The organism is Methylovirgula sp. 4M-Z18 (assembly GCF_037890675.1).
GTDB lineage: Bacteria > Pseudomonadota > Alphaproteobacteria > Rhizobiales > Beijerinckiaceae > 4M-Z18.
Window position 1 is genome coordinate 3764962 of the sequence record NZ_CP149574.1, and the last position, 19501, is coordinate 3784462.

At 60.1% G+C, this 19501-nt stretch carries 13 protein-coding genes; 5 read left to right on the top strand and 8 right to left on the bottom strand.

Annotation, left to right across the window (positions count from 1 at the left end; genetic code table 11):
• Nucleotides 1–35 precede the first annotated feature (35 nt).
• The 5 genes from V9T28_RS17385 to cyoA are packed head-to-tail and all read right to left on the bottom strand — an operon-like array spanning nucleotide 36 to nucleotide 4931.
• On the bottom strand, nucleotides 36–755 hold the full coding sequence (locus V9T28_RS17385) for an SURF1 family protein (RefSeq protein ID WP_245424046.1): 720 nt from the start codon (nucleotides 753–755) through the stop codon (nucleotides 36–38).
• Entirely contained in the window at nucleotides 752–1114 is a 363-nt protein-coding gene (gene cyoD, locus V9T28_RS17390) for a cytochrome o ubiquinol oxidase subunit IV (RefSeq protein ID WP_116400285.1), read from the bottom strand. Before cyoD ends, V9T28_RS17385 begins: the two co-directional genes overlap by 4 nt.
• Nucleotides 1111–1737 carry a cytochrome o ubiquinol oxidase subunit III gene (cyoC, locus tag V9T28_RS17395; protein ID WP_116400286.1) on the bottom strand — a complete coding sequence of 209 codons (627 nt, stop codon included), beginning with the start codon at nucleotides 1735–1737 and terminating at the stop codon, nucleotides 1111–1113. Before cyoC ends, cyoD begins: the two co-directional genes overlap by 4 nt.
• A gap of 2 nt (nucleotides 1738–1739) precedes the next feature.
• Complete coding sequence (gene cyoB, locus V9T28_RS17400) at nucleotides 1740–3743, bottom strand: cytochrome o ubiquinol oxidase subunit I (RefSeq protein WP_116400339.1); 2004 nt, start codon at nucleotides 3741–3743, stop codon at nucleotides 1740–1742.
• 12 nt (nucleotides 3744–3755) lie between these two features.
• Nucleotides 3756–4931: a ubiquinol oxidase subunit II gene (cyoA, locus tag V9T28_RS17405; protein WP_116400287.1), complete on the bottom strand. Its 1176-nt coding sequence runs from the start codon at nucleotides 4929–4931 to the stop codon at nucleotides 3756–3758.
• A 127-nt stretch (nucleotides 4932–5058) separates the two neighbouring features.
• Here cyoA and V9T28_RS17410 point away from each other — a divergent pair, with 127 nt between their 5' ends.
• On the top strand, nucleotides 5059–6378 hold the full coding sequence (locus tag V9T28_RS17410) for an MFS transporter (protein ID WP_116400288.1): 1320 nt from the start codon (nucleotides 5059–5061) through the stop codon (nucleotides 6376–6378).
• 190 nt (nucleotides 6379–6568) lie between these two features.
• Here V9T28_RS17410 and V9T28_RS17415 read toward each other — a convergent pair whose 3' ends face one another.
• Complete coding sequence (locus V9T28_RS17415; protein ID WP_116400289.1) at nucleotides 6569–7609, bottom strand: patatin-like phospholipase family protein; 1041 nt, start codon at nucleotides 7607–7609, stop codon at nucleotides 6569–6571.
• Nucleotides 7609–8394, bottom strand: coding sequence for a 3-hydroxybutyrate dehydrogenase (locus V9T28_RS17420; protein WP_116400290.1), 786 nt, complete (start codon nucleotides 8392–8394; stop codon nucleotides 7609–7611). Before V9T28_RS17420 ends, V9T28_RS17415 begins: the two co-directional genes overlap by 1 nt.
• 523 nt (nucleotides 8395–8917) lie before the next feature.
• Here V9T28_RS17420 and V9T28_RS17425 point away from each other — a divergent pair.
• The 4 genes from V9T28_RS17425 (at nucleotide 8918) to V9T28_RS17440 (ending at nucleotide 18340) form a co-directional block, all read left to right on the top strand.
• Complete coding sequence (locus tag V9T28_RS17425; protein ID WP_116400291.1) at nucleotides 8918–10312, top strand: MdtA/MuxA family multidrug efflux RND transporter periplasmic adaptor subunit; 1395 nt, start codon at nucleotides 8918–8920, stop codon at nucleotides 10310–10312.
• A 170-nt stretch (nucleotides 10313–10482) separates the two neighbouring features.
• Nucleotides 10483–13608, top strand: coding sequence for a multidrug efflux RND transporter permease subunit (locus V9T28_RS17430; protein WP_116400292.1), 3126 nt, complete (start codon nucleotides 10483–10485; stop codon nucleotides 13606–13608).
• A complete protein-coding gene (locus tag V9T28_RS17435; protein WP_116400293.1) occupies nucleotides 13605–16919 on the top strand; it encodes an efflux RND transporter permease subunit in 3315 nt (1104 codons plus the stop codon). The genes V9T28_RS17430 and V9T28_RS17435 overlap by 4 nt, the downstream gene beginning before the upstream one ends.
• Nucleotides 16919–18340, top strand: coding sequence for an efflux transporter outer membrane subunit (locus tag V9T28_RS17440; RefSeq protein WP_116400294.1), 1422 nt, complete (start codon nucleotides 16919–16921; stop codon nucleotides 18338–18340). The genes V9T28_RS17435 and V9T28_RS17440 overlap by 1 nt, the downstream gene beginning before the upstream one ends.
• Before the next feature lie 197 nt (nucleotides 18341–18537).
• Here the strand turns inward: V9T28_RS17440 and V9T28_RS17445 are convergent, their stop codons facing one another.
• Nucleotides 18538–19488, bottom strand: coding sequence for an IS110 family transposase (locus tag V9T28_RS17445; RefSeq protein WP_116401927.1), 951 nt, complete (start codon nucleotides 19486–19488; stop codon nucleotides 18538–18540).
• Nucleotides 19489–19501: the final 13 nt, after the last annotated feature.

Consider the following 19501-nt stretch of genomic DNA (forward strand, 5'->3'; position numbering starts at 1 on the left):
AATTTCACGTGCGTCCGAGCCAAGGGGCGCTGATATTACGCTTTATTCCGCATGACTTTTACCCACGCCGCGGCGGCCATGGCCGCAAGCGCAAACCACGTGATCACATAGACGAGATGATTGTTGGGAAGGTTGACCACGGTCAAACCGCCGAACGGTTGGCCGGGCCCGCTCAGCGCGGTATCGGCGTCGACGAAATAGGGCGCCGCATCCGGCACATTCATCACTTTAGCGATCGCGGCAACGTCGCGCGAATACCACCGGCCGGCATCGGGATCGTTCTTGCGCAGGAAACCGCCTCCCGGCTCCGTCATGCGCAAAAGACCCGTCACGGTCGCGTCAGTGGGCGGCGGCGCAACGCGGTCCTTGTCATCCTGCGCCACAAAGCCGCGGTTGATCAGAATGGTGAAACCGCGCGCGGCGTGCAGCGGTGACATCACCCAATATCCCGGCCCGAGTTCCGTCACCGCTTGGACGAGCACGGGGGGCGTGCCGAGAAAAGCGCCTTCGATCCGCACATGCCTGTAAGCGTCATGCTCCGCGCTCAGTTGCGGCCAGCTTTGAGGTCCGGGCGCGTCGGTCGCACTTGCGTGGATGCGGCTGTCGATCGCCGCGATCAAATCGAGCTTCCACGCCCGGCGCTGAATTTGCCATATGCCGAGAGACGTGAAAACGACGAAGGCGATCACGCAGAGAGCAGAGAAAGCGATGCGCGAAGATTGCTTCGATCGCGCATCGTCTCCAATTTGCGTCACGGCATCTGCCGTATTTCTTGTGCGGAGGCCGGCATCATATTGCGGGTCATATTATACATGACCCAGATCGAGCCACTGAGAGTGATCACCACCAGGAGAATGGTGAACATGGCCGACATCATCGTCCAGCCGCCTTCCGCCTTGCCATTCATATGCAGGAAGAAAATCATATGGACGATCATCTGCGTGACCGCGCAGGCGAGAACGGCGACCGTCGTCAATGCGTTGCTGTCGAAGACATGCGCCATCACCAGCCAGAACGGAATCGCGGTCAGAACAACCGAGAGACCGAAGCCGATCAGATAGGATTTCAGCGTGCCATGCGCATGGCCATCGTCGTGATGCACATCGGCGCTCATCGCAAAATCCCCATCAGATAGACGAAAGTGAAAACGCCGATCCAAACGACGTCGAGAAAGTGCCAGAACAGGCTGAGGCACATCAGCCGGCGCCTGTTGGCGACGATCAGGCCATGTTTGCCGACCTGCACCATCAGTGTGGTCAGCCAAATGAGGCCGCAGGTCACGTGAAAGCCGTGCGTACCGACCAGCGTGAAAAAGGAGGACAGAAACGCGCTGCGCTGCGGCGTCGCGCCCTCGCTGATCATATGCGCGAATTCGCGCAATTCGATGGTGAGGAACGCGAGGCCGAACAGGCCCGTGACCAAGAGCCAGAATTGCGTCGCCCGCACCTTGTTTTCCACCATCGTCAGCATGGCGAAGCCATAGGTGATCGAGGACATGAGCAGCATCGTGGTATTGAGCGCAACCGTCGGCAGATCGAACAAAGTCTTCGGCGACGGCCCTGCGGCGTAATTGCCGCCAAGCACGCCATAGGTCGCAAACAGGATCGCGAAGATGAGGCAGTCGCTCATGATATAGATCCAAAAGCCCAGCATCGTGCTGTGGCCTTCGGCATGATCGTGTTCGTCGACGACGTAAAAGGCGGGCGCTTTTGCGGGGGCGATTGCAACGTCAGACATGGTCACTCTCCCGCCGCAAGCGCTTGCGTACGCGCATTTTCCGTCGCGATCACCTCCTCGACCGGAATATGGAAGTCGCGGTTGTAATTGAACGTGTGGCCGATCGCGACGACGAGCACGCCGATGATGCTCAACGCCGCAAGCCACCAGATATACCAGATCATGGCAAAGCCGAAGGCCCCGCTCAAGCCGGCAAGAATGACGCCGGTTCCGGTATTCTTCGGCATATGGATCGGCTTGAAGCCGGACAGCGGCCGCACATAGCCGTGCGCTTTCATATCGGCCCAGGCATCGAGGTCATGGACGATAGGCGTGAACGCGAAATTGTATTCCGGCGGCGGCGAGGATGTCGACCATTCGAGTGTGCGGCCGTTCCACGGGTCGCCCGTCGTATCGCGCAACGCCTCGCGCTTCATGAAGCTGACGAAGAACTGCATCAGCGTGCAGGCGATGCCAAGCGCGATCAAAGCCGCGCCGAAGGCGGCGACGACGAACCAGATCTGCAAGCTCGGGTCGTCGAAATGGCGCAGACGCCTTGTCACGCCCATGAGGCCGAGCACATAGAGCGGCATGAAGGCGAAATAGAAGCCGACAACCCAGAACCAGAAGGACAACTTGCCCCAGAACGGATCGAGCTTGAAGCCGAAGGCCTTGGGAAACCAGAAATTGATCCCGGCGAAAAGGCCGAAGAGCACGCCGCCGATAATCACATTGTGGAAATGGGCGATCAGGAAGAGGCTGTTGTGCAGCACGAAATCCGCCGGCGGCACCGCCAGCATCACGCCTGTCATGCCGCCGATGACGAAGGTCAGCATGAAGGCGATGGTCCACATCATCGGCAATTCGAAGCGGATACGGCCGCGATACATGGTGAACAGCCAGTTGAAGATCTTCGCGCCGGTCGGAATCGAAATCACCATTGTGGTGATGCCGAAGAAAGAATTGACGCTGGCGCCCGAGCCCATGGTGAAAAAGTGATGCAGCCACACGATGTAGGACAGGATGGTGATCACCATCGTGGCGTAGACCATCGACGTGTAGCCGAACAGCCTTTTGCCCGAAAATGTCGACGTGACTTCCGAGAAAATGCCGAACACCGGCAAGACGAGAATGTAGACCTCGGGATGGCCCCAAATCCAGATGATGTTGACATACATCATCGGATTGCCGCCAAAATCATTGGTGAAGAAATTGGTGCCGACGTAGCGGTCGAGCGCAAGAAGCGTCAGAACTGCGGTCAGAACCGGAAACGCGGCGACGATGAGAATGTTGGTGCAGAGTGCGGTCCAGGTGAACACCGGCATGCGCATCATCGTCATGCCGGGGGCGCGCAATTTAACGATCGTCGCGACCAGATTGACGCCGGAGAGCAACGTTCCGACGCCGGCGACCTGCAACGACCAAATGTAATAGTCGACGCCGGAGTCGGGGCTATAGGCGAGGCCCGATAAAGGCGGATAGGCGAGCCAGCCGGTGCGCGCAAACTCGCCGATGAAGAGCGACATCATCACGAGCACCGCTCCGGCAACCGTCATCCAGAAGCTGAAATTGTTGAGGAACGGGAACGAAACGTCGCGCGCGCCGATCTGCAGCGGCACGACATAGTTCATCATGCCGGTGACCAGCGGCATGGCCACGAAGAAGATCATGATGACGCCATGTGCGGAGAAGACCTGGTCATAATGGTGCGCCGGCAAGAAGCCTTGGTTGTCACCAAAGGAAACCGCCTGCTGCGCGCGCATCATGATCGCGTCGGCAAAGCCGCGCAGCAGCATGATGAGCCCGAGGATCACATACATGACGCCGATGCGCTTGTGATCGACCGTCGTGAACCATTCGCGCCACAGATAGCCCCACAGGCGAAAATAGGTGATGGCCCCGAGCACCGCGATGCCGCCGATCGCCACCCCGGCGAACGTGGCGACCAGGATGGGCTCCTGATAGGGAATGGCATCCAGAGTTAACCGGCCAAAAATAGGACTCACCGCCACGGGATCAGCAGACATCGCAACAACCAATTAAAGAGGAGACAAGGAGGAGGTGGGCTCGGGCGAAGTTCCGGGCGCGGGCAAGCCGGCACCGCGCAACGGCGACATGTCCCTGAGCTGCAGCGTATCCTGGTTCCAGAAACTCAACTCACTATTCTTGGGCCGCTCGCAGAGCGAAGCCACATAGGACGGCTCAGGCCCGAACACACTGCCGCGGCGGGCAAACTTGTCGTAGGTGAGCGGCACCAGATTGTTGACGCCTTCGAGCCCGAGGCCCCCTTTGGCATCAATTCGCATCATCTCGTCCTGGCACATCTTGCCGGTGTCGACGCAAAGATTCACGATCGCATGATAGAGATCGGGGGCGACCGAGCCGTAATAGCTCACGGGCACGTTCTCGCTGGGCTTTTCGAGCTGCTTATAGGCATCGCGATCAAGCGTATTGCCGGCGCTCTTCAGCTTCTGCGTCCATTGATCGAAATCGCTCGCGCTCTGGCCATGGAAGCGGAATTGCATCCCGGAAAAGCCCGCGCCCGAATAATTCGCCGAAAAGCCGTCGTAATTGCCGGGCGCATTGATCACCGCGTGCAATTGCGTGACCATGCCGGGCATCGCGTAGATCTGCCCGGCGAGCGCGGGAATATAGAAGGAATTCATCACCGAGGACGAGGTGATATTGAAATCGATCGGCCGGTCGACCGGCGCGGCAAGCTCGTTGACCGAGGCGACGCCATATTGCGGATAGATGAACAGCCATTTCCAATCGAGCGCCACGACCTCGACCTGCAACGGCGGCTTGCTACTGAAGACCGGCTGGTCCGGCGCGATCCGCGCAATCTGGCGATAAGGGTCAAGAATATGCGTGCCCATCCACGTGATTGCGCCGAGCCAGATGATGACGAGTAGCGGACCGGCCCAGACGACGAGTTCGAGCTGGGTCGAATGATCCCAATCCGGCTCGTAACGCGCGTTCTTATTCGATTCCCGATACTTCCAAGCAAAGAAGACGGTCAGCACCATGACGGGAATGATGACCAGCAACATCAAACCGGTCGACTCGATCAGCAGGTCGCGCTGTTGCGCCGCGACATCGCCCGACGGCTTCAAAACGACTGTGTTGCAGCCCGCGAGCAAAGGCAGCAGCGGAGCGAGAGCCAGGAGACGCCAAGGCGTCCGGCGCACAAAGGAGAGTGATCGTGTTCCCATCATGCCAGAATACTTTTGCCTCCCTACCCGCGACATTGGACATTTTGTCCAATGACATAAAGTAGACAAAGAGGGCAAAAGGCGTCTTAATTGATTGTCTGGACCCGGTCTGGAGCGCGCCCCGAACATGACCCCCTCAACGCCAGTGACCCTGCACGAAGACGTACACCAAAAGCGGTCGCACCGCCACACGGTTACACCGGGAGAAATTGCGATCGGTGTGATCATTGGTCGCACGTCGGAATATTTCGACTTTTTTGTCTATGCTATTGCCTCGGTTCTGGTGTTCCCAAAACTGATTTTCACCAATCTCGATGCGTTGCACGGAACGATCTATTCCTTCGCGATTTTCGCGCTCGCCTTCATCGCACGCCCGTTCGGGTCGATCATCTTCACCGCAATCGATCGCCAATTCGGCCGCACGTCCAAACTGACCATCGCGCTCTTCATGCTGGGCGGCTCGACCGCGGCGATCGCCTTCCTGCCGGGTTATGAGCAGATCGGCAATTGGTCGGCCATCCTTCTTTCGATCCTGCGCGTCGGCCAAGGCCTCGCGCTCGGCGGCAGTTGGGATGGCCTGCCCTCATTGCTGAATCTCAGCGCCCCAGTCGAAAAGCGCGGATCCTACGCGATGATTCCGCAGCTTGGCGCGCCTCTCGGACTGATCGTCGCAAGTGGACTTTTCGCCTATTTCCTTGGGAGTCTCGGACTATCGGATTTCCTTGACTGGGGGTGGCGCTACCCGTTCTTCGTCGCCTTCGCCATCAATGTGGTGGCGCTGTTCTCGCGCCTGCGCATCGTCGCAACGCCGGAATACGAGGAGCTTTTCGCCAGTCAGGAGCTGCAACCCTCACCGATTGGCGAAACCATCCGCCAGCAAGGCTTCACCATCTGGCTGGGGGCGTTCGCGCCGCTCGCCAGCTTCGCTCTGTTCCATATGGTGACGTTGTTTCCCTTGTCATGGGTGTTCATCTTCACCAAGCAGGAACCGGTGCGCTTTCTCGTGATCGAGATGATCACGGCGTTATTGGGTGTGATCGCAATCATCGCCTCGGGCCCGATCGCCAACCGGATCGGGCGGCGCATGCTGCTCGTGGTCAGCGCCATCGCGATTGGCTTCTACAGCGGCTATGCACCGCAGTTTCTCGATCGCGGCGAGATCGGCCAGATCGTTTACATGGCCGTCGGCTTCGTCCTGCTTGGTATCTCCTTCGGCCAATCGTCGGGTGCGGTGGCCTCTGCCTTTCCGATCAATTACCGCTACACCGGCTCCGCTTTGACAGCGGACCTTGCCTGGATGTTTGGCGCCGGATTTGCGCCCGTTGTTGCGCTGGTGCTCACGGATAAGCTCGGCCTGCCGGCCGCAGGTGGCTATTTGCTTTCAGGTGCGTTGTGGACGCTCCTGGCGCTCTGGGTGCAAAAAACTTTGGAGGATCGGGCGCAATAAAGCTCGCCGAAACGCGCGCGCCAGAAATAACGCATCCTGAGCGGAATGGGTCAGAGCATTTTCCAGAAAAGTTGCGCAACTTTTCGGTCAAGAACCGGCGGTCCGCGCAGCGAAAATGCGACCAAACAGGGAAATAGAGCAATTTTGCGATTCTGAAAGAACGCAAAATTGCTCTAGAATCTTCAAAGCATCACGCGAATTCTTTCCGAATATTGAACGTCCCGCGGACGCCGACATCCTGATAATGATCGCTCAAGAAGCGCTCGCCCGCCGCACGGCCGATATCGCGCAGCCGTCGTAGAAAATCATATTCGGCATTCATCTTCGTATCGGCACCGAATTTGTTCAATTCGTCATGCGCCTCGATCCGATGCATCCGAATTTTCTTGTAATGCGTGCCGGTCAGGCGCCCCTCATCGATCAGGCGGCCGACGAAGTCGATCGCGCGAAGCTCTAGCAGAAGCGGCGCATTGAACGTGATTTCGTTCATCCGCTCCATGATGTCGTGTGACGATTCGGGAAGCTGGTGACGCTCGACCGGATTGACCTGAATGAGAATGATATCGAGCGTCTCGGTCTCGGCAAAGAACGGATAAAGCACCGGATTGCCACCGAAGCCACCGTCCCAATAGGGCTCGCCATCGATCATCACGGATTTATAGACAGTCGGCAGACAGGCGGAGGCCATCACCATGTCGAGGGTCAATTCTTCGCGCCGAAAAACGCGCACCTTGCCGGTATAGACATTGGTGGCGGCGATGAAGAGCTTGAGATGATCGGTCTTGCGCACCGCCTCAAAGTCGATTTCGCGTTCCACCACGTCGCGCAGCGGATTGAGGTCGAACGGATTGAGCTGATAGGGCGAAAAATAATTGGTCAGATTGCCGAACCAATTGATCCCCGTCATCGGCCCGCCGAACATTGACATCCAGGCATCGAGATATGTCCGTTGGCGCCGCGAGAAGGCGCCGTCCGTGCTGATCGCCCGCCAGAAGCGCTTGAGCTGATCGCGGGCCGCCTGCGTGCCCTCGCGCATGCCGTCCGCCAAGCAAACGGCATTCATCGCGCCCGCACTGGTACCGCTGATCCCTTCGAATTTGATTCGCCCGTCGGCGAGCAGCGCATCGAGCACGCCCCAGGTGAAGGCGCCGTGGGCGCCTCCCCCTTGCAGAGCAACGTTGACATGCTTCACGCCCGGCTCGCTCGGCGTGTTCTGCGGTGCCTTGGCCATCACTCAGCCGTCCAGCCGCCGTCGATCGACAGATTGGCGCCGGTGATGTTGGCGGCGGCATCCGAGCACAAAAACACGCACAGGCCAGCGACCTGCTCGACGGTGACGAATTGCTTGGTCGGCTGGGCGGCGAGCAGCACATCATTCATGACCTGCTCCTTGGTCATGTGGCGCGCTTCCATCGTCTCGGGAATCTGCTTTTCCACCAGCGGCGTCCAAACATAGCCGGGCGAGATGCAATTGGCGGTCACGCCGTCCTTGGCGACTTCGAGCGCCACGGTCTTGGTCAGACCGTCAAGCCCGTGCTTGGCCGACACATAGGCGGATTTGAACGGCGAGGCGACTTTCGAATGGGCCGATGCGGTATTGATAATCCGGCCCCACTTGCGGCTGCGCATGCCCGGCACGGCGGCCTGAATAGCATGGAACGCGGCGGTGAGGTTGATCGCGATGATCTGGTCCCACTTGTCAGCCGGGAAACTTTCAATCGGCGAAACGAACTGAATGCCGGCATTGTTGACCAGCACGTCGACCGAGCCGAATTTGGCCTCCGCATCCGTGATCATGCCGTGAATTTCGTCGGCTTTTAGCATATTGGCCGCGGAATAGGAGCAAAGGACGCCGAAGTCCTTTTCGATCTTGGCGCGCTCGGTCTCGATCGCGTCGGCATCGCCAAGGCCATTGATCACGATATTTGCGCCTTCTGCAGCAAATGCGCGCGCGATGGCAAGACCAATGCCGGAGGTGGAACCGGTCACAACGGCAGTACGGGACTTGAGCGTCATGCAGTATCTCCAAAGAAACGGCCGGAGTGAAAACGCCGGACAGAGGATAGAAGGTTCTATATCGCGCCGCACAAGAAGGCGACAACCTTTCGAATTGTGACCGATTTTTCATAAAGCGAATATGACATGGTGGGGAAGGTCGGCTGCGGCCAAAACGAAGGCCGCAGCGGACACATTATAAACGAGAGGACCCCCTTCCCAGATGGCCCCGCCTCACAAAAGGATCAAAAATTCCAATATGTTATCCCCCGCCCGGAATGAGACACAGGACCTAAAACTGCGTCGGGCCGGGCGACGGAGAGGTCCGCTCCGCAGGCCTCGAGAAGGCGCAATTGTTGCTGCATATTCCTACCGCCCCCTCGTTCCGCGGGTGGGCAGCAGGGGCGAGTTGCCCCCTGGGGAAACCGGCGTAAACGCTTGATCCTTAAGAAAGTTTAACGCGGTTTCGCGGTTCTTGAGCGCCTGAAATATTGAAATCTGCGTCTTTGCGTGTCAAAGCGAACAGACTTTGTGAGGACCCAGAATGACTGAGACGGCACCACCCAATCCGTCGGGACCAGTGCGAGTTCAAACGGCGCCCGGCCGCGGCGGGCGCAGGCTTGTCAGATGGCTCGTTGTCCTGGGTTTGGCCTTCGGCGGCTATCTCGCGTGGCAGCACTATAAGGGTGGGACCGATAGTCCGTCAGCGCCCGCAGGCGGCGGCCGAGGATCTGCCGGCGGCAATGAACCACAGACCATTCGCGACGCCGAAATCGTCACCAGCGACGTGCCGATCACTTTGAACGCCCTCGGCGCGGTCACCCCTTTGGCGACCGTGACGATCCAGACGCAGATCTCAGGGCAATTGCAAAAGATCGGTTTTGTCGAGGGCCAGATGGTCAAGGCCGGCGACTTCCTGGCCCAGATCGATGACCGTCCCTACCAGGCGACGCTGGCGCAAGCCCAGGCACAGCTTGCCAAGGACACCGCGCTGCACGAACAGGCGCAATCGGATCTGACCCGGTACGAGACTTTGAACCGGCAGGATTCGATCGCACGGCAGCAGGTGACCGACCAGGTCTTCCTCGTGCAGCAGGACGCCGCCGCGATGGCCGCCGATCAGGCTCAGATCGATTCGGCCAAACTGAATATCAATTATTGTCATATCGTTTCGCCGGTCACCGGCCGCGTCGGTCTGCGCCAGGTGGACCAAGGCAATTATGTGACCTCGTCGAGTACGACCGGCCTTGTCGTCGTCACGGAGATCGAACCGATCAGCGTCGTTTTTTCGATTCCCGAGGACAGCCTGCCGCAGGTGATGACGCGCATGCGTGCCGGGGCGGAGCTGACGGCAACGGCGTATGACCGCGCCAATGTGACGAAGCTCTCGACCGGCAAGCTCGCCGCAGTCGACAGCCAGATCGATACAACGACCGGCACCGTCAAATTGCGTGCCATTTTCGACAACAAGGATGACATCCTGTTTCCGCAGCAATTCGTGAACGTGCAATTGCTGGTCGATACGATGACGGGCGCCATCGTCACGCCCAATGCTGCCATTCAGCAGGGCGTACAGGGCAGCTTCGTTTATGTCGTGAACGATGACAGCACGGTCAGCGTTCGCAACGTGAAGACCGGCCCGGTCGATGGCGAGCGCACCGCAATCCTTTCCGGGCTGAAGGCGGGCGAGCATGTCGTCATCGACGGTGCCGACCGCTTGAAAGAAGGCGCCAAAGTGCTGGTGCGCAACGACGCCGCGGCAACTTCCGCAACCGATACGAATACCGGCCAACAAACGGGCAGCAACGGCAAACATGACAAGACCGGCACCGGCGACGCGAGCGCACCGGACGCGAGCGGCACGAGCCCATCAGGCCACAAGAAGCGCGATAAGAAAGAGGCTGGCAGCACGCCCGATTCAGCCCCTGCCGCACAATAATACCAACTGTCACGAAAAGTGACCGTTGGTTCCTTTCTTCATTTTTCGCCTTTTCAAGGCGGGAGCGAAAAATGAAGAGCGGTCCAAAGGTCGCTTCTCGCGACCTTTGGCATAATCAGGTTGAAATCCGCGCGGGCTTGCGTCGCGGGTTTTGAGACAGAGGACGGATCTTGAACCCATCGCGCCTATTCATCGAGCGTCCGGTCACGACATCCCTGTTGATGGCGGCGATCCTGCTGGTCGGCATCGTCGCCTATCGCTTCCTGCCCCTGTCGGCCCTGCCTGAGGTCGACTATCCGACCATCCAGGTCCAGACCTTCTATCCCGGCGCCAGCCCGGAGGTGATGACATCCTCGGTGACCGCGCCGCTGGAGCGGCAATTCGGCCAGATGCCGAATCTCGATCAGATGGCATCGCAAAGCTCGGCCGGCGCGTCGGTCATCACCTTGCGCTTTGGCCTCGATATCGACATCGATGTCGCCGAGCAGGAGGTGCAAGCGGCGATCAACGCAGCCAACAATGTTTTGCCCTCCGATCTGCCGGCGCCGCCCATTTACGCCAAGGTGAATCCGGCCGACGCGCCGATCCTGACCCTCGGCGTCACATCGAAAACGACGAAGCTCATCGATATCGAGGACCTGATCGAAACGCGCCTCGTGCAAAAATTGTCGCAGGTGCCAGGGGTCGGCCTCGTTTCCCTCTCGGGCGGTCAACGTCCGGCGATCCGCATTCATGCCGATCCGCGCAAACTGGCTGCTTATGGGCTGAATCTCGACGATCTGCGCACCACGATTTCGAACATGAACGTCAATACGCCCAAGGGCAATTTCGACGGGCCGTCGCAATCCTTCTCGATCAACGCCAACGACCAGATCCGTGACCCGAGCGCCTATACGGCATCGATCGTCGCCTATCGCAACGGCGCACCGATACGCTTGTCCGATGTGGCAACCATCGAACGCGGGCCGGAGAACGACAAGCTTGCCGCCTGGATGAATCGGACCGGCGCGATCATCGTCAATATTCAGCGTCAACCTGGCGCCAATGTCATTCAAACCGTCGACAGCATCAAGAAGCTCCTGCCGCAACTCACCGCAAGCCTCCCCGCGGATTTGACCGTCACGCCGCTGACCGACCGCACGATCACCATCCGCGCCTCGGTGCAGGACGTCGAGTTCGAATTGGCACTGGCGGTCGGGCTCGTCGTGCTCGTGATCTTCCTCTTCTTGCGCAATATACCGGCGACAATTATTCCGAGTCTTTCCGTGCCCTTGTCGCTCATCGGCACATTGGCGCTGATGTACGAGGTCGGTTTCAGTCTCGACAACCTCTCGCTGATGGCCTTGACGATTGCGACCGGTTTCGTCGTCGACGATGCGATCGTCGTGATCGAGAATATCGCCCGCTATCTCGAAATGGGCCATTCGCCCCTGGAGGCCGCGCTCAAAGGTTCGGAGCAGATCGGCTTTACCATCATTTCGCTCACCATCTCGCTCATCGCGGTGCTGATTCCGCTGCTGTTCATGGGCGATGTCGTCGGGCGCCTGTTCCACGAATTTGCGATCACCCTGGCGGTCACCATCGTCATCTCCGCCATCGTCTCGCTGACGCTGGTGCCGATGCTCTGCGCCAAATTGCTCAAGCCGCATCATCCGCCGGTTGGCGAAGCGACGGCGCCAAAATCGCCAGTCGAGGAGAAGGCAGCGGGCGGACGCTTCTTCCAGTTCATCGTGGGCATCTATGGCCGCCTGCTGAATCTCGTGCTCGATTTTCAAGGCGTGACGTTGCTGCTGGCGCTCGCCACCTTCGTCGTCACGGCCTATCTCTACGCCTATATTCCCAAAGGCTTCTTCCCCGTGCAGGACACGGGCGTCATTCAGGGCATCACGCAGGCCGCGCAATCTTCATCGTTCACGGCGATGTCGGAACACCAGCAGGCTCTGGCCGATGTCATTCTCAAAGATCCGGATGTGGTGAGCCTGTCGTCCTTTATCGGCGTCGACGGCTCCAATATCACGCTGAACTCCGGGCGTTTTCTCATCAACCTCAAGCCACACAATGAGCGGACCTTGAGCGCGAGCCAGATCATCCGGCGCCTTGAACAAGAGGCGGCAAGCGTCTCCGGGATTCAGCTCTATATGCAGCCGGTGCAGGATCTCACCATCGACACGAGCGTGAGCGCCACCCAATATCAATTCACGTTGCAGAGCGCCAACTTGCAGGATCTACAGGATTGGACGCCCAAATTGCTGGCGCGCCTGCAGAAGATCCCCGACATCACCGACGTCGCGAGCGATTTGCAGCAAAGCGGCCTCTCCGCTTTCATGACCATCGACCGGCCGACGGCCGCGCGCTTCGGGATCACGCCCGCGACGGTCGACAATGCGCTCTACGATGCGTTCGGCCAGCGCATCATCTCGACCATCTTCACGCAAGCCAACCAGTACCGCGTCATTCTCGACGTCTTGCCCACTTTGAAGACATCGATCGACTCGATGGATGCGATCTATCTGCCGTCTTCGGCCTCCTCCACCGGACAGGTCCCGCTGCAAAGCATCACGACGACGGAGGTGCGTAAATCGCCGCTGCAGATCTCCCATATCAGCCAGTTCCCCTCGACCACGATCTCGTTCAACCTCGCTCCCAGCGCATCGCTCGGCGGCGCGGTCGATGCGATCCGCGCGGCCGAAGACGACATTCAGCTGCCAAGCAGTTTCATCACCAGCTTCCAGGGCGCGGCGGCGGCCTTCCAATCGTCGCTCAGCAACGAGCTTTATTTGCTGCTCGCCGCCGTCGCGACGATGTATATCGTGCTGGGCGTGCTCTATGAGAGCTTCATCCACCCGCTGACCATTCTCTCCACTTTGCCTTCGGCAGGCATCGGCGCGCTGCTAGCCCTGATGGCCATGGGCTCCGATCTCGACGTGATCGGCATTATCGGCATCGTGCTGCTCATCGGCATCGTGAAGAAGAACGCCATCATGATGATCGACTTTGCGCTCGACGCGCAGCGCGTTGACGGATTGGCGCCACGCGACGCGATCTATCAGGCCTGCCTCCTACGCCTGCGTCCGATTTTGATGACCACCATGGCCGCGATGTTCGGCGGCCTGCCGTTGATGCTCGGCACCGGTGTCGGGTCGGAACTGCGCCATCCGCTCGGCCTCGCAATTGTCGGCGGCCTCGCGGTCAGCCAGGTCCTCACGCTGTTCACGACACCGGTCATCTATCTGATGTTCGAACGCATCGGTGCGCGTCTCGGCGCATCGAGCTCCCCTGGAGCGGTACGCGCATGAGCGGCATTCAGTCCGGCATATCCGCGCTTTTCATCAAGCGGCCCGTCGCAACGACGCTGCTGACGATCGGCGTTGCGCTTGCCGGACTTTTCGCTTTCGGCAAATTGCCGGTCTCGCCGCTGCCGCAGATCGACTTTCCCACGATCTCGGTTCAGGCGAACATGCCCGGCGCCAATCCGGATACGATGGCTGCAAGCGTCGCGGCGCCTTTGGAAAAGCATCTCGGCCAGATCGCCGACGTCACCGAAATGACCTCGCAAAGCGCGGTCAACAACACGCGCGTGACCTTGCAATTCGGCCTCGATCGCGACATCAACGGCGCCGCCCGCGACGTGCAGGCGGCGATCAATGCCGCGCGCGCGGATTTGCCGACGAGCCTGCGCGCCAATCCGACCTATCACAAGGTCAACCCGGCCGACAGTCCGATCATGGTGCTCGCCTTGACGTCGCCGACACGCACGCAAGGCCAGCTTTATGACGCGGCCTCCAATATCCTGCAGCAGCGCCTGTCGCAAATGCCGGGCATCGGCGAAGTCGATGTGAACGGCAGCGCGCTGCCGGCGGTACGCATCGAACTCAACCCGAGCGTACTCTTCAAATACGGCATCGGCCTCGAGGATGTCCGCGCCGCACTCGCGTCGGCGAATGCGAATGCCCCCAAAGGCGCGATCGAGGACGACGTCAACCATTATCAGATCTACACCAACGACCAGGCGAGCAAGGCGGAGCAATATCGCGACCTGGTGATCGCCTATCGCAACAACGCCCCGGTGAAGCTGGCGGATGTCGGCGAGGTGCTCGATTCGGTGGAGGATCTGCGCAATGCCGGGCTTTCCAACGGTCAGCCGGCGGTTCTCGTCATCCTTTACCGGCAGCCGGGCGCCAATATTATCAAGGCAATCGACGATGTCCGTGCGCAACTGCCCTATCTGACATCGGCATTGCCCGGTGACGTCTCCGTCGCCATTGCGATGGATCGATCCCAGACGATCCGCACATCGCTCTCCGATACGTTGCGCACGCTGGTCATATCGGTCGCTCTCGTCGTTCTCGTCGTCTTCATTTTCCTGCGCAACGTGCAGGCTTCGAGCATTCCCAGCATCGCGGTGCCGGTCTCGATCATCGGCACATTCGCGGCCATGTATCTTCTCGGCTTCAGCCTCGACAATTTGTCGCTGATGGCCTTGACCATTTCGACCGGCTTCGTCGTCGATGACGCAATCGTCGTTCTCGAAAATATCGCGCGGCATATGGAAGAGGGCAAAAGCCGCATGGAAGCGGCTCTGCTGGGCGCACGGGAAGTCGGTTTCACCGTGATTTCCATCAGCATCTCGCTCATCGCCGTCTTTGTGCCGCTGCTGCTGATGGGCGGCTTGCCGGGCCGCCTGCTGCGCGAATTCTCCGTGACATTGTCGATGGCAGTGCTGATTTCGCTCGGCATTTCGCTCACCACGACGCCCATGCTGTGCTCGCGCTTTCTGCCCAATGTCAGCGCCATGCGGCACGGACGGCTCTACCGTTTGAGCGAGCGCGGCTTTGAGGCGATGCAGAACTTTTATCGCGTGACATTGGCCGGCGCGCTCATCCATTCGAGAATCGTCGTCATCGTCCTGGCTGCAACCGTCGGCCTCAACTTCTATCTCTTCACGCATATTCCTTCCAGTCTCTTCCCGGTGCAGGACAATGGCCTGATGATCGGCTCGATTCAGGCCGACCAGAGCATCTCGTTCCAGCTCATGCGCGATAAGCTCAAGCAGATGCAGGACATCGTCGCCGCCGATCAGGCTGTCAATCACGTGGTGGGATTCACGGGCGGGCGGCAGACCAATTCCGGCTTCATGTTCATTTCGCTGAAGCCCGTGTCGGAGCGCAAATTGACCAGCGACCAGGTCGCCGCGCGGCTTCGGCCGAAGCTCTCGCAAGTCGCGGGCGCACGGCTCTTTCTGCAGCCGGCGGCGGACCTTCGGGTCGGCGGCCGGCAGAGCAATGCGCTTTATCAGTATACGCTCCAATCCGACGACACCACCACGCTTTACACATGGGGTCCGCGTTTGCTGGCAGCGCTGCAGAAGTCGAAAATCTTGACGGATGTGAATTCCGATCAGCAGCAAAAGGGCTTGGAACAGGATGTGCAGATCGACCGCGACACGGTCAATCGCCTCGGCCTGACGATCAGCGCGATCGACAACACCCTCTATGATGCGTTCGGCCAACGGCAAGTGTCGGTGATCTATAGCGCTCTCAACCAATATCATGTGGTGATGGAGGTCGCGCCGAAATACTGGCAGGATCCGCAGACGCTACGCGATATCTGGGTCTCGAAATCGGGTGCCAACCCCTCCGGCACGCAAAGCACGAATGCGACCGCCGGCACATACAGCAAGGAAAGTTCCACCGCGACCGGCTCGGCAACCGAGGCCGCGACCATCGCGTCTGACTCGGCCCGCAATCTTGCAACCAATTCCTTGGCGGCGGCCGGCAAGTCCGCCGCTTCCGCCGGCGCCTCGGTTTCGACGAGCAAAGAGACGATGATCCCGCTCGCCGCCGTCGCGCATTTCGGACCGGGGCTGACGCCGCTGGCCGTCAACCATCAAGGCTCGTTCGTCGCCTCGACCATTTCGTTCAATCTGGCGCCTGGCCATACCATCAGCGAGGCGCAGCAGGAAATTCAAAACGCGATTCTCGATATTCAGATGCCGTCGACCATCCGCGGCTCATTTGCCGGAACCGCGGCCAGTTCGGCCCAATTCATGGGCCAGCTCGGCTGGCTCATTCTGGCGGCGCTCGTTGCCGTCTATATCGTGCTCGGCATCCTCTACGAGAGCTATATTCATCCGATCACCATTCTCTCCACCCTCCCCTCGGCCGGGGTCGGCGCGCTTCTGGCGCTGAAAATGTTCAACACCGAGCTCACGCTCATCGCCTTCATCGGTATCATTCTGCTCATTGGCATCGTGAAGAAAAACGCGATCATGATGATCGACTTCGCGATCCAGGCGAAGCATGCCGGCCTCAACACGTTCGACGCGATCACCCAGGCCTGCCTGCTGCGCTTCCGCCCGATTTTGATGACCACGTGCGCGGCTATGCTCGGCGCTTTGCCGCTTGCCTTCGGTACGGGTGAAGGATCGGAGCTGCGCCATCCGCTCGGAATTTCGATTGTCGGCGGATTGATCGTCAGCCAGGTGCTGACGCTCTATACAACGCCTGTCATCTATCTCTATTTGGATCGTTTCAGTCTGTGGTTGCGTGTGCTATGGCGGCGCGGCTATTTGGGGCTGCCCGACGACGGCACGGAGGGAGTTCATTAATGCGTTGCGTATGGGCGAGCTATGGCTCGGGACTGATTATCGCCGGGCTGAGCTTGGGGAGCTGCGCTCCAGTTGGGCCGGATTACGCCAAACCGAATGCCCCCGTCCCGGCCCAGTACAAGGAAATCAAGGGTTGGAAGCTCGGCGAGCCGCACGATTATCTCGACAAAGGCGATTGGTGGACCGTTTTCGGCGACGCCGAACTCAACCGGCTCGAACCGCAGGTCGCGATCAGCAACCAGACAATCAAAGCTGACGAAGCCAATTACCGCGAGGCGCAATCGCTGATCGCCCAAGCCCGTGCCTCGCTCTTTCCGGACCTGACGCTCGACGGGTCGGCCACGCGCAGCGGCACCGGCACGGGCGGCGGCAAAAGCACCGCCACGAGCACCGGGTCGCTCACGGCCAATGCCTCCTGGGACCTCGACGTATGGGGCTCCGTGCGGCGGACCATCGAGAGCAAGGAAGCCGGCGCCGAAGTCAGCGCCGCCGATCTCGCCAATGCGCGCCTCTCGGCGCAGTCCTCGCTGGCCACCGCCTATTTCGAATTGCGCGAGACGGATTCGCTGCACGATCTTCTGGCCGATACGGTCAAACAATATCAGCATTCACTCGACATCACGCAGAACCAATACAAGGCCGGCACCACGGCGCGCTCGGACGTGATCACGGCGCAAGCGCAATTGCTGTCCGCCCAGGCGCAGGAGATCAACACCGAGGTGGCGCGCCGACAGTTCGAACATGCGATCGCTGTTCTGACCGGCAAGCCGCCGGCGGAATTGTCGATTCCTCATGGAGCGCTCGCGCACAATATCCCGAATGTGCCGCCACGCTTGCCCTCCACCTTGCTCGAACGCCGTCCCGACATCGTCGCGGCAGAGCGGGCGATGAAGGAAGAGAACGCTTTGATCGGCGTCGCGATGGCGGCCTATTATCCGGATATCTCGCTCTCCGGCGCACTTGGCGTGACCGGCACGACGGCCAAGGCCTCCCCGGCCAATCCGGCCTGGTCGATCGGCCTCTCCATGGCGCAGACGATTTTCAACGGCGGTTTGACCGAGGCGCAAGTTGCGGGGGCGAAAGCGACGTATGAAGCGAGCGTCGCCACCTACCGGCAGACCGTGCTGACCGCCTTCCAACAGGTGGAAGACGAACTCGCCGCCATGCGCATCCTCGCCGCCCAGGAAAAAGTCCAGATCGAGGCGGTGACGGCGGCGCGGCAAGCGGTGCAGATCGCGCTCAACGAATATCAGGCCGGAACGCAAAATTTCACGACCGTCGTGACGGCGGAAACCACGGCCCTGTCGGACGAAGAATCGGCGCTGACGACGCGCGAACAACGCTATCTCGCGAGCGTGTCGCTGATCGTCGCGCTTGGCGGCGGATGGAACGCGTCCAAACTGCCGACAGAAGGGCAATAGATCCACCCGTCTAACATCACGGGCCTAAGCGCTGACCTATATGCCGTCATTGCGAGCGTAAGCGAAGCAATCCATCCACTTTCCCGTAAGTTATGCTGCAATCGGCTCCGCTGCGATCGGGCGCAAAGCTGCGGTAGCGATGGGTCAAGGGGATCTGTCACGGTCCATAGGTTAGGAGATGGCGACTGTGTTTTGCGTCAAGTTTTTTGTGAGGGATTTGGTGTCCAGGGTCGGCGCTCGCGCATCATATGGTTGAGGATGACCAGGAGTTTTCGTGCGATGGCGATGAGAGCGACCTTGGGTGGTTTTCCGGCGTTGCGCATGGCTTCATACTCACTGCGCATTCCGGATTTGGATCGGGTTGCCGCAAGGGCCGCCATATAGAGCGCATTGCGCAGACAGGGGCGTCCGCCCGCAATGTGCGCTTGCCCCTTGTCGAGACCGCTCTGGGTGATCTGGGGCGCGAGGCCGGCGAGGCTAGCCACGGCCCGCCGATCCAGCGTTCCGAGTTCCGGCAGGTCCGCCAGGAGCGTGATGGCCACCGCCGGCCCGACCCCTGGCGCAGTCTGCAGTAGGGCTAGGCGGGCGCCGCCATCGTCGGCCGTCAGGCATGCGGTCAACTCCGCCTCGAGCGCCGCGCGCTGGCTCGTCAGGAAAGCGATCGTCTCTCGATGGTTCTGGGCGATGTCCGCGTCAAAAGCCTGCTTCAGACGGGTCTTTTCCATCGCAATCATCTCGACGATCTGCCGACGGCGTGTCGACAGCGCCTTGATGCGCTGGGCCTGGGGCGTGGGCACGGGGCGGATGATATTTTCCATGCGCAGAGCAAAGCGCGCAATGAGCTTGGCGTCCAGCCGATCCGTTTTGGCCCGACGTCCTTCGGCGGTCCGCCAGGCCCGGATGCGGCGCGGATCCACGAGGCCGACCTCGAAACCGGTATCGGCAAGGGCCCGCACGAGGCGCGCCGCATAGGGGCCGATCGCCTCCAGCACGACGCGCCGCACCTGTCGGCGCGTCAGCCAGGCCAGCAAGGCCTTGATGCCGGCAGGTGCGTTGGCGACCCGGCGAACATGGCCGCACGGTTCAACCGCAACATCCAGAAAATCCCGCCCGGCATCAATCCCGGCGGCGTTCGACAAGACGATCATGAAGCCTCTCCTG

Coding starts and splice junctions, on each gene's coding strand:
- V9T28_RS17420 (WP_116400290.1), bottom strand. CDS start 8,394: ATGACGCTCAAGTCCCGTACTGCCGTTGTGACCGGTTCCACCTCCGGC.
- V9T28_RS17445 (WP_116401927.1), bottom strand. CDS start 19,488: ATGATCGTCTTGTCGAACGCCGCCGGGATTGATGCCGGGCGGGATTTT.
- cyoC (WP_116400286.1), bottom strand. CDS start 1,737: ATGTCTGACGTTGCAATCGCCCCCGCAAAAGCGCCCGCCTTTTACGTC.
- cyoD (WP_116400285.1), bottom strand. CDS start 1,114: ATGAGCGCCGATGTGCATCACGACGATGGCCATGCGCATGGCACGCTG.
- V9T28_RS17415 (WP_116400289.1), bottom strand. CDS start 7,609: ATGGCCAAGGCACCGCAGAACACGCCGAGCGAGCCGGGCGTGAAGCAT.
- V9T28_RS17425 (WP_116400291.1), top strand. CDS start 8,918: ATGACTGAGACGGCACCACCCAATCCGTCGGGACCAGTGCGAGTTCAA.
- cyoA (WP_116400287.1), bottom strand. CDS start 4,931: ATGGGAACACGATCACTCTCCTTTGTGCGCCGGACGCCTTGGCGTCTC.
- V9T28_RS17435 (WP_116400293.1), top strand. CDS start 13,605: ATGAGCGGCATTCAGTCCGGCATATCCGCGCTTTTCATCAAGCGGCCC.
- V9T28_RS17410 (WP_116400288.1), top strand. CDS start 5,059: ATGACCCCCTCAACGCCAGTGACCCTGCACGAAGACGTACACCAAAAG.
- V9T28_RS17440 (WP_116400294.1), top strand. CDS start 16,919: ATGCGTTGCGTATGGGCGAGCTATGGCTCGGGACTGATTATCGCCGGG.
- cyoB (WP_116400339.1), bottom strand. CDS start 3,743: ATGTCTGCTGATCCCGTGGCGGTGAGTCCTATTTTTGGCCGGTTAACT.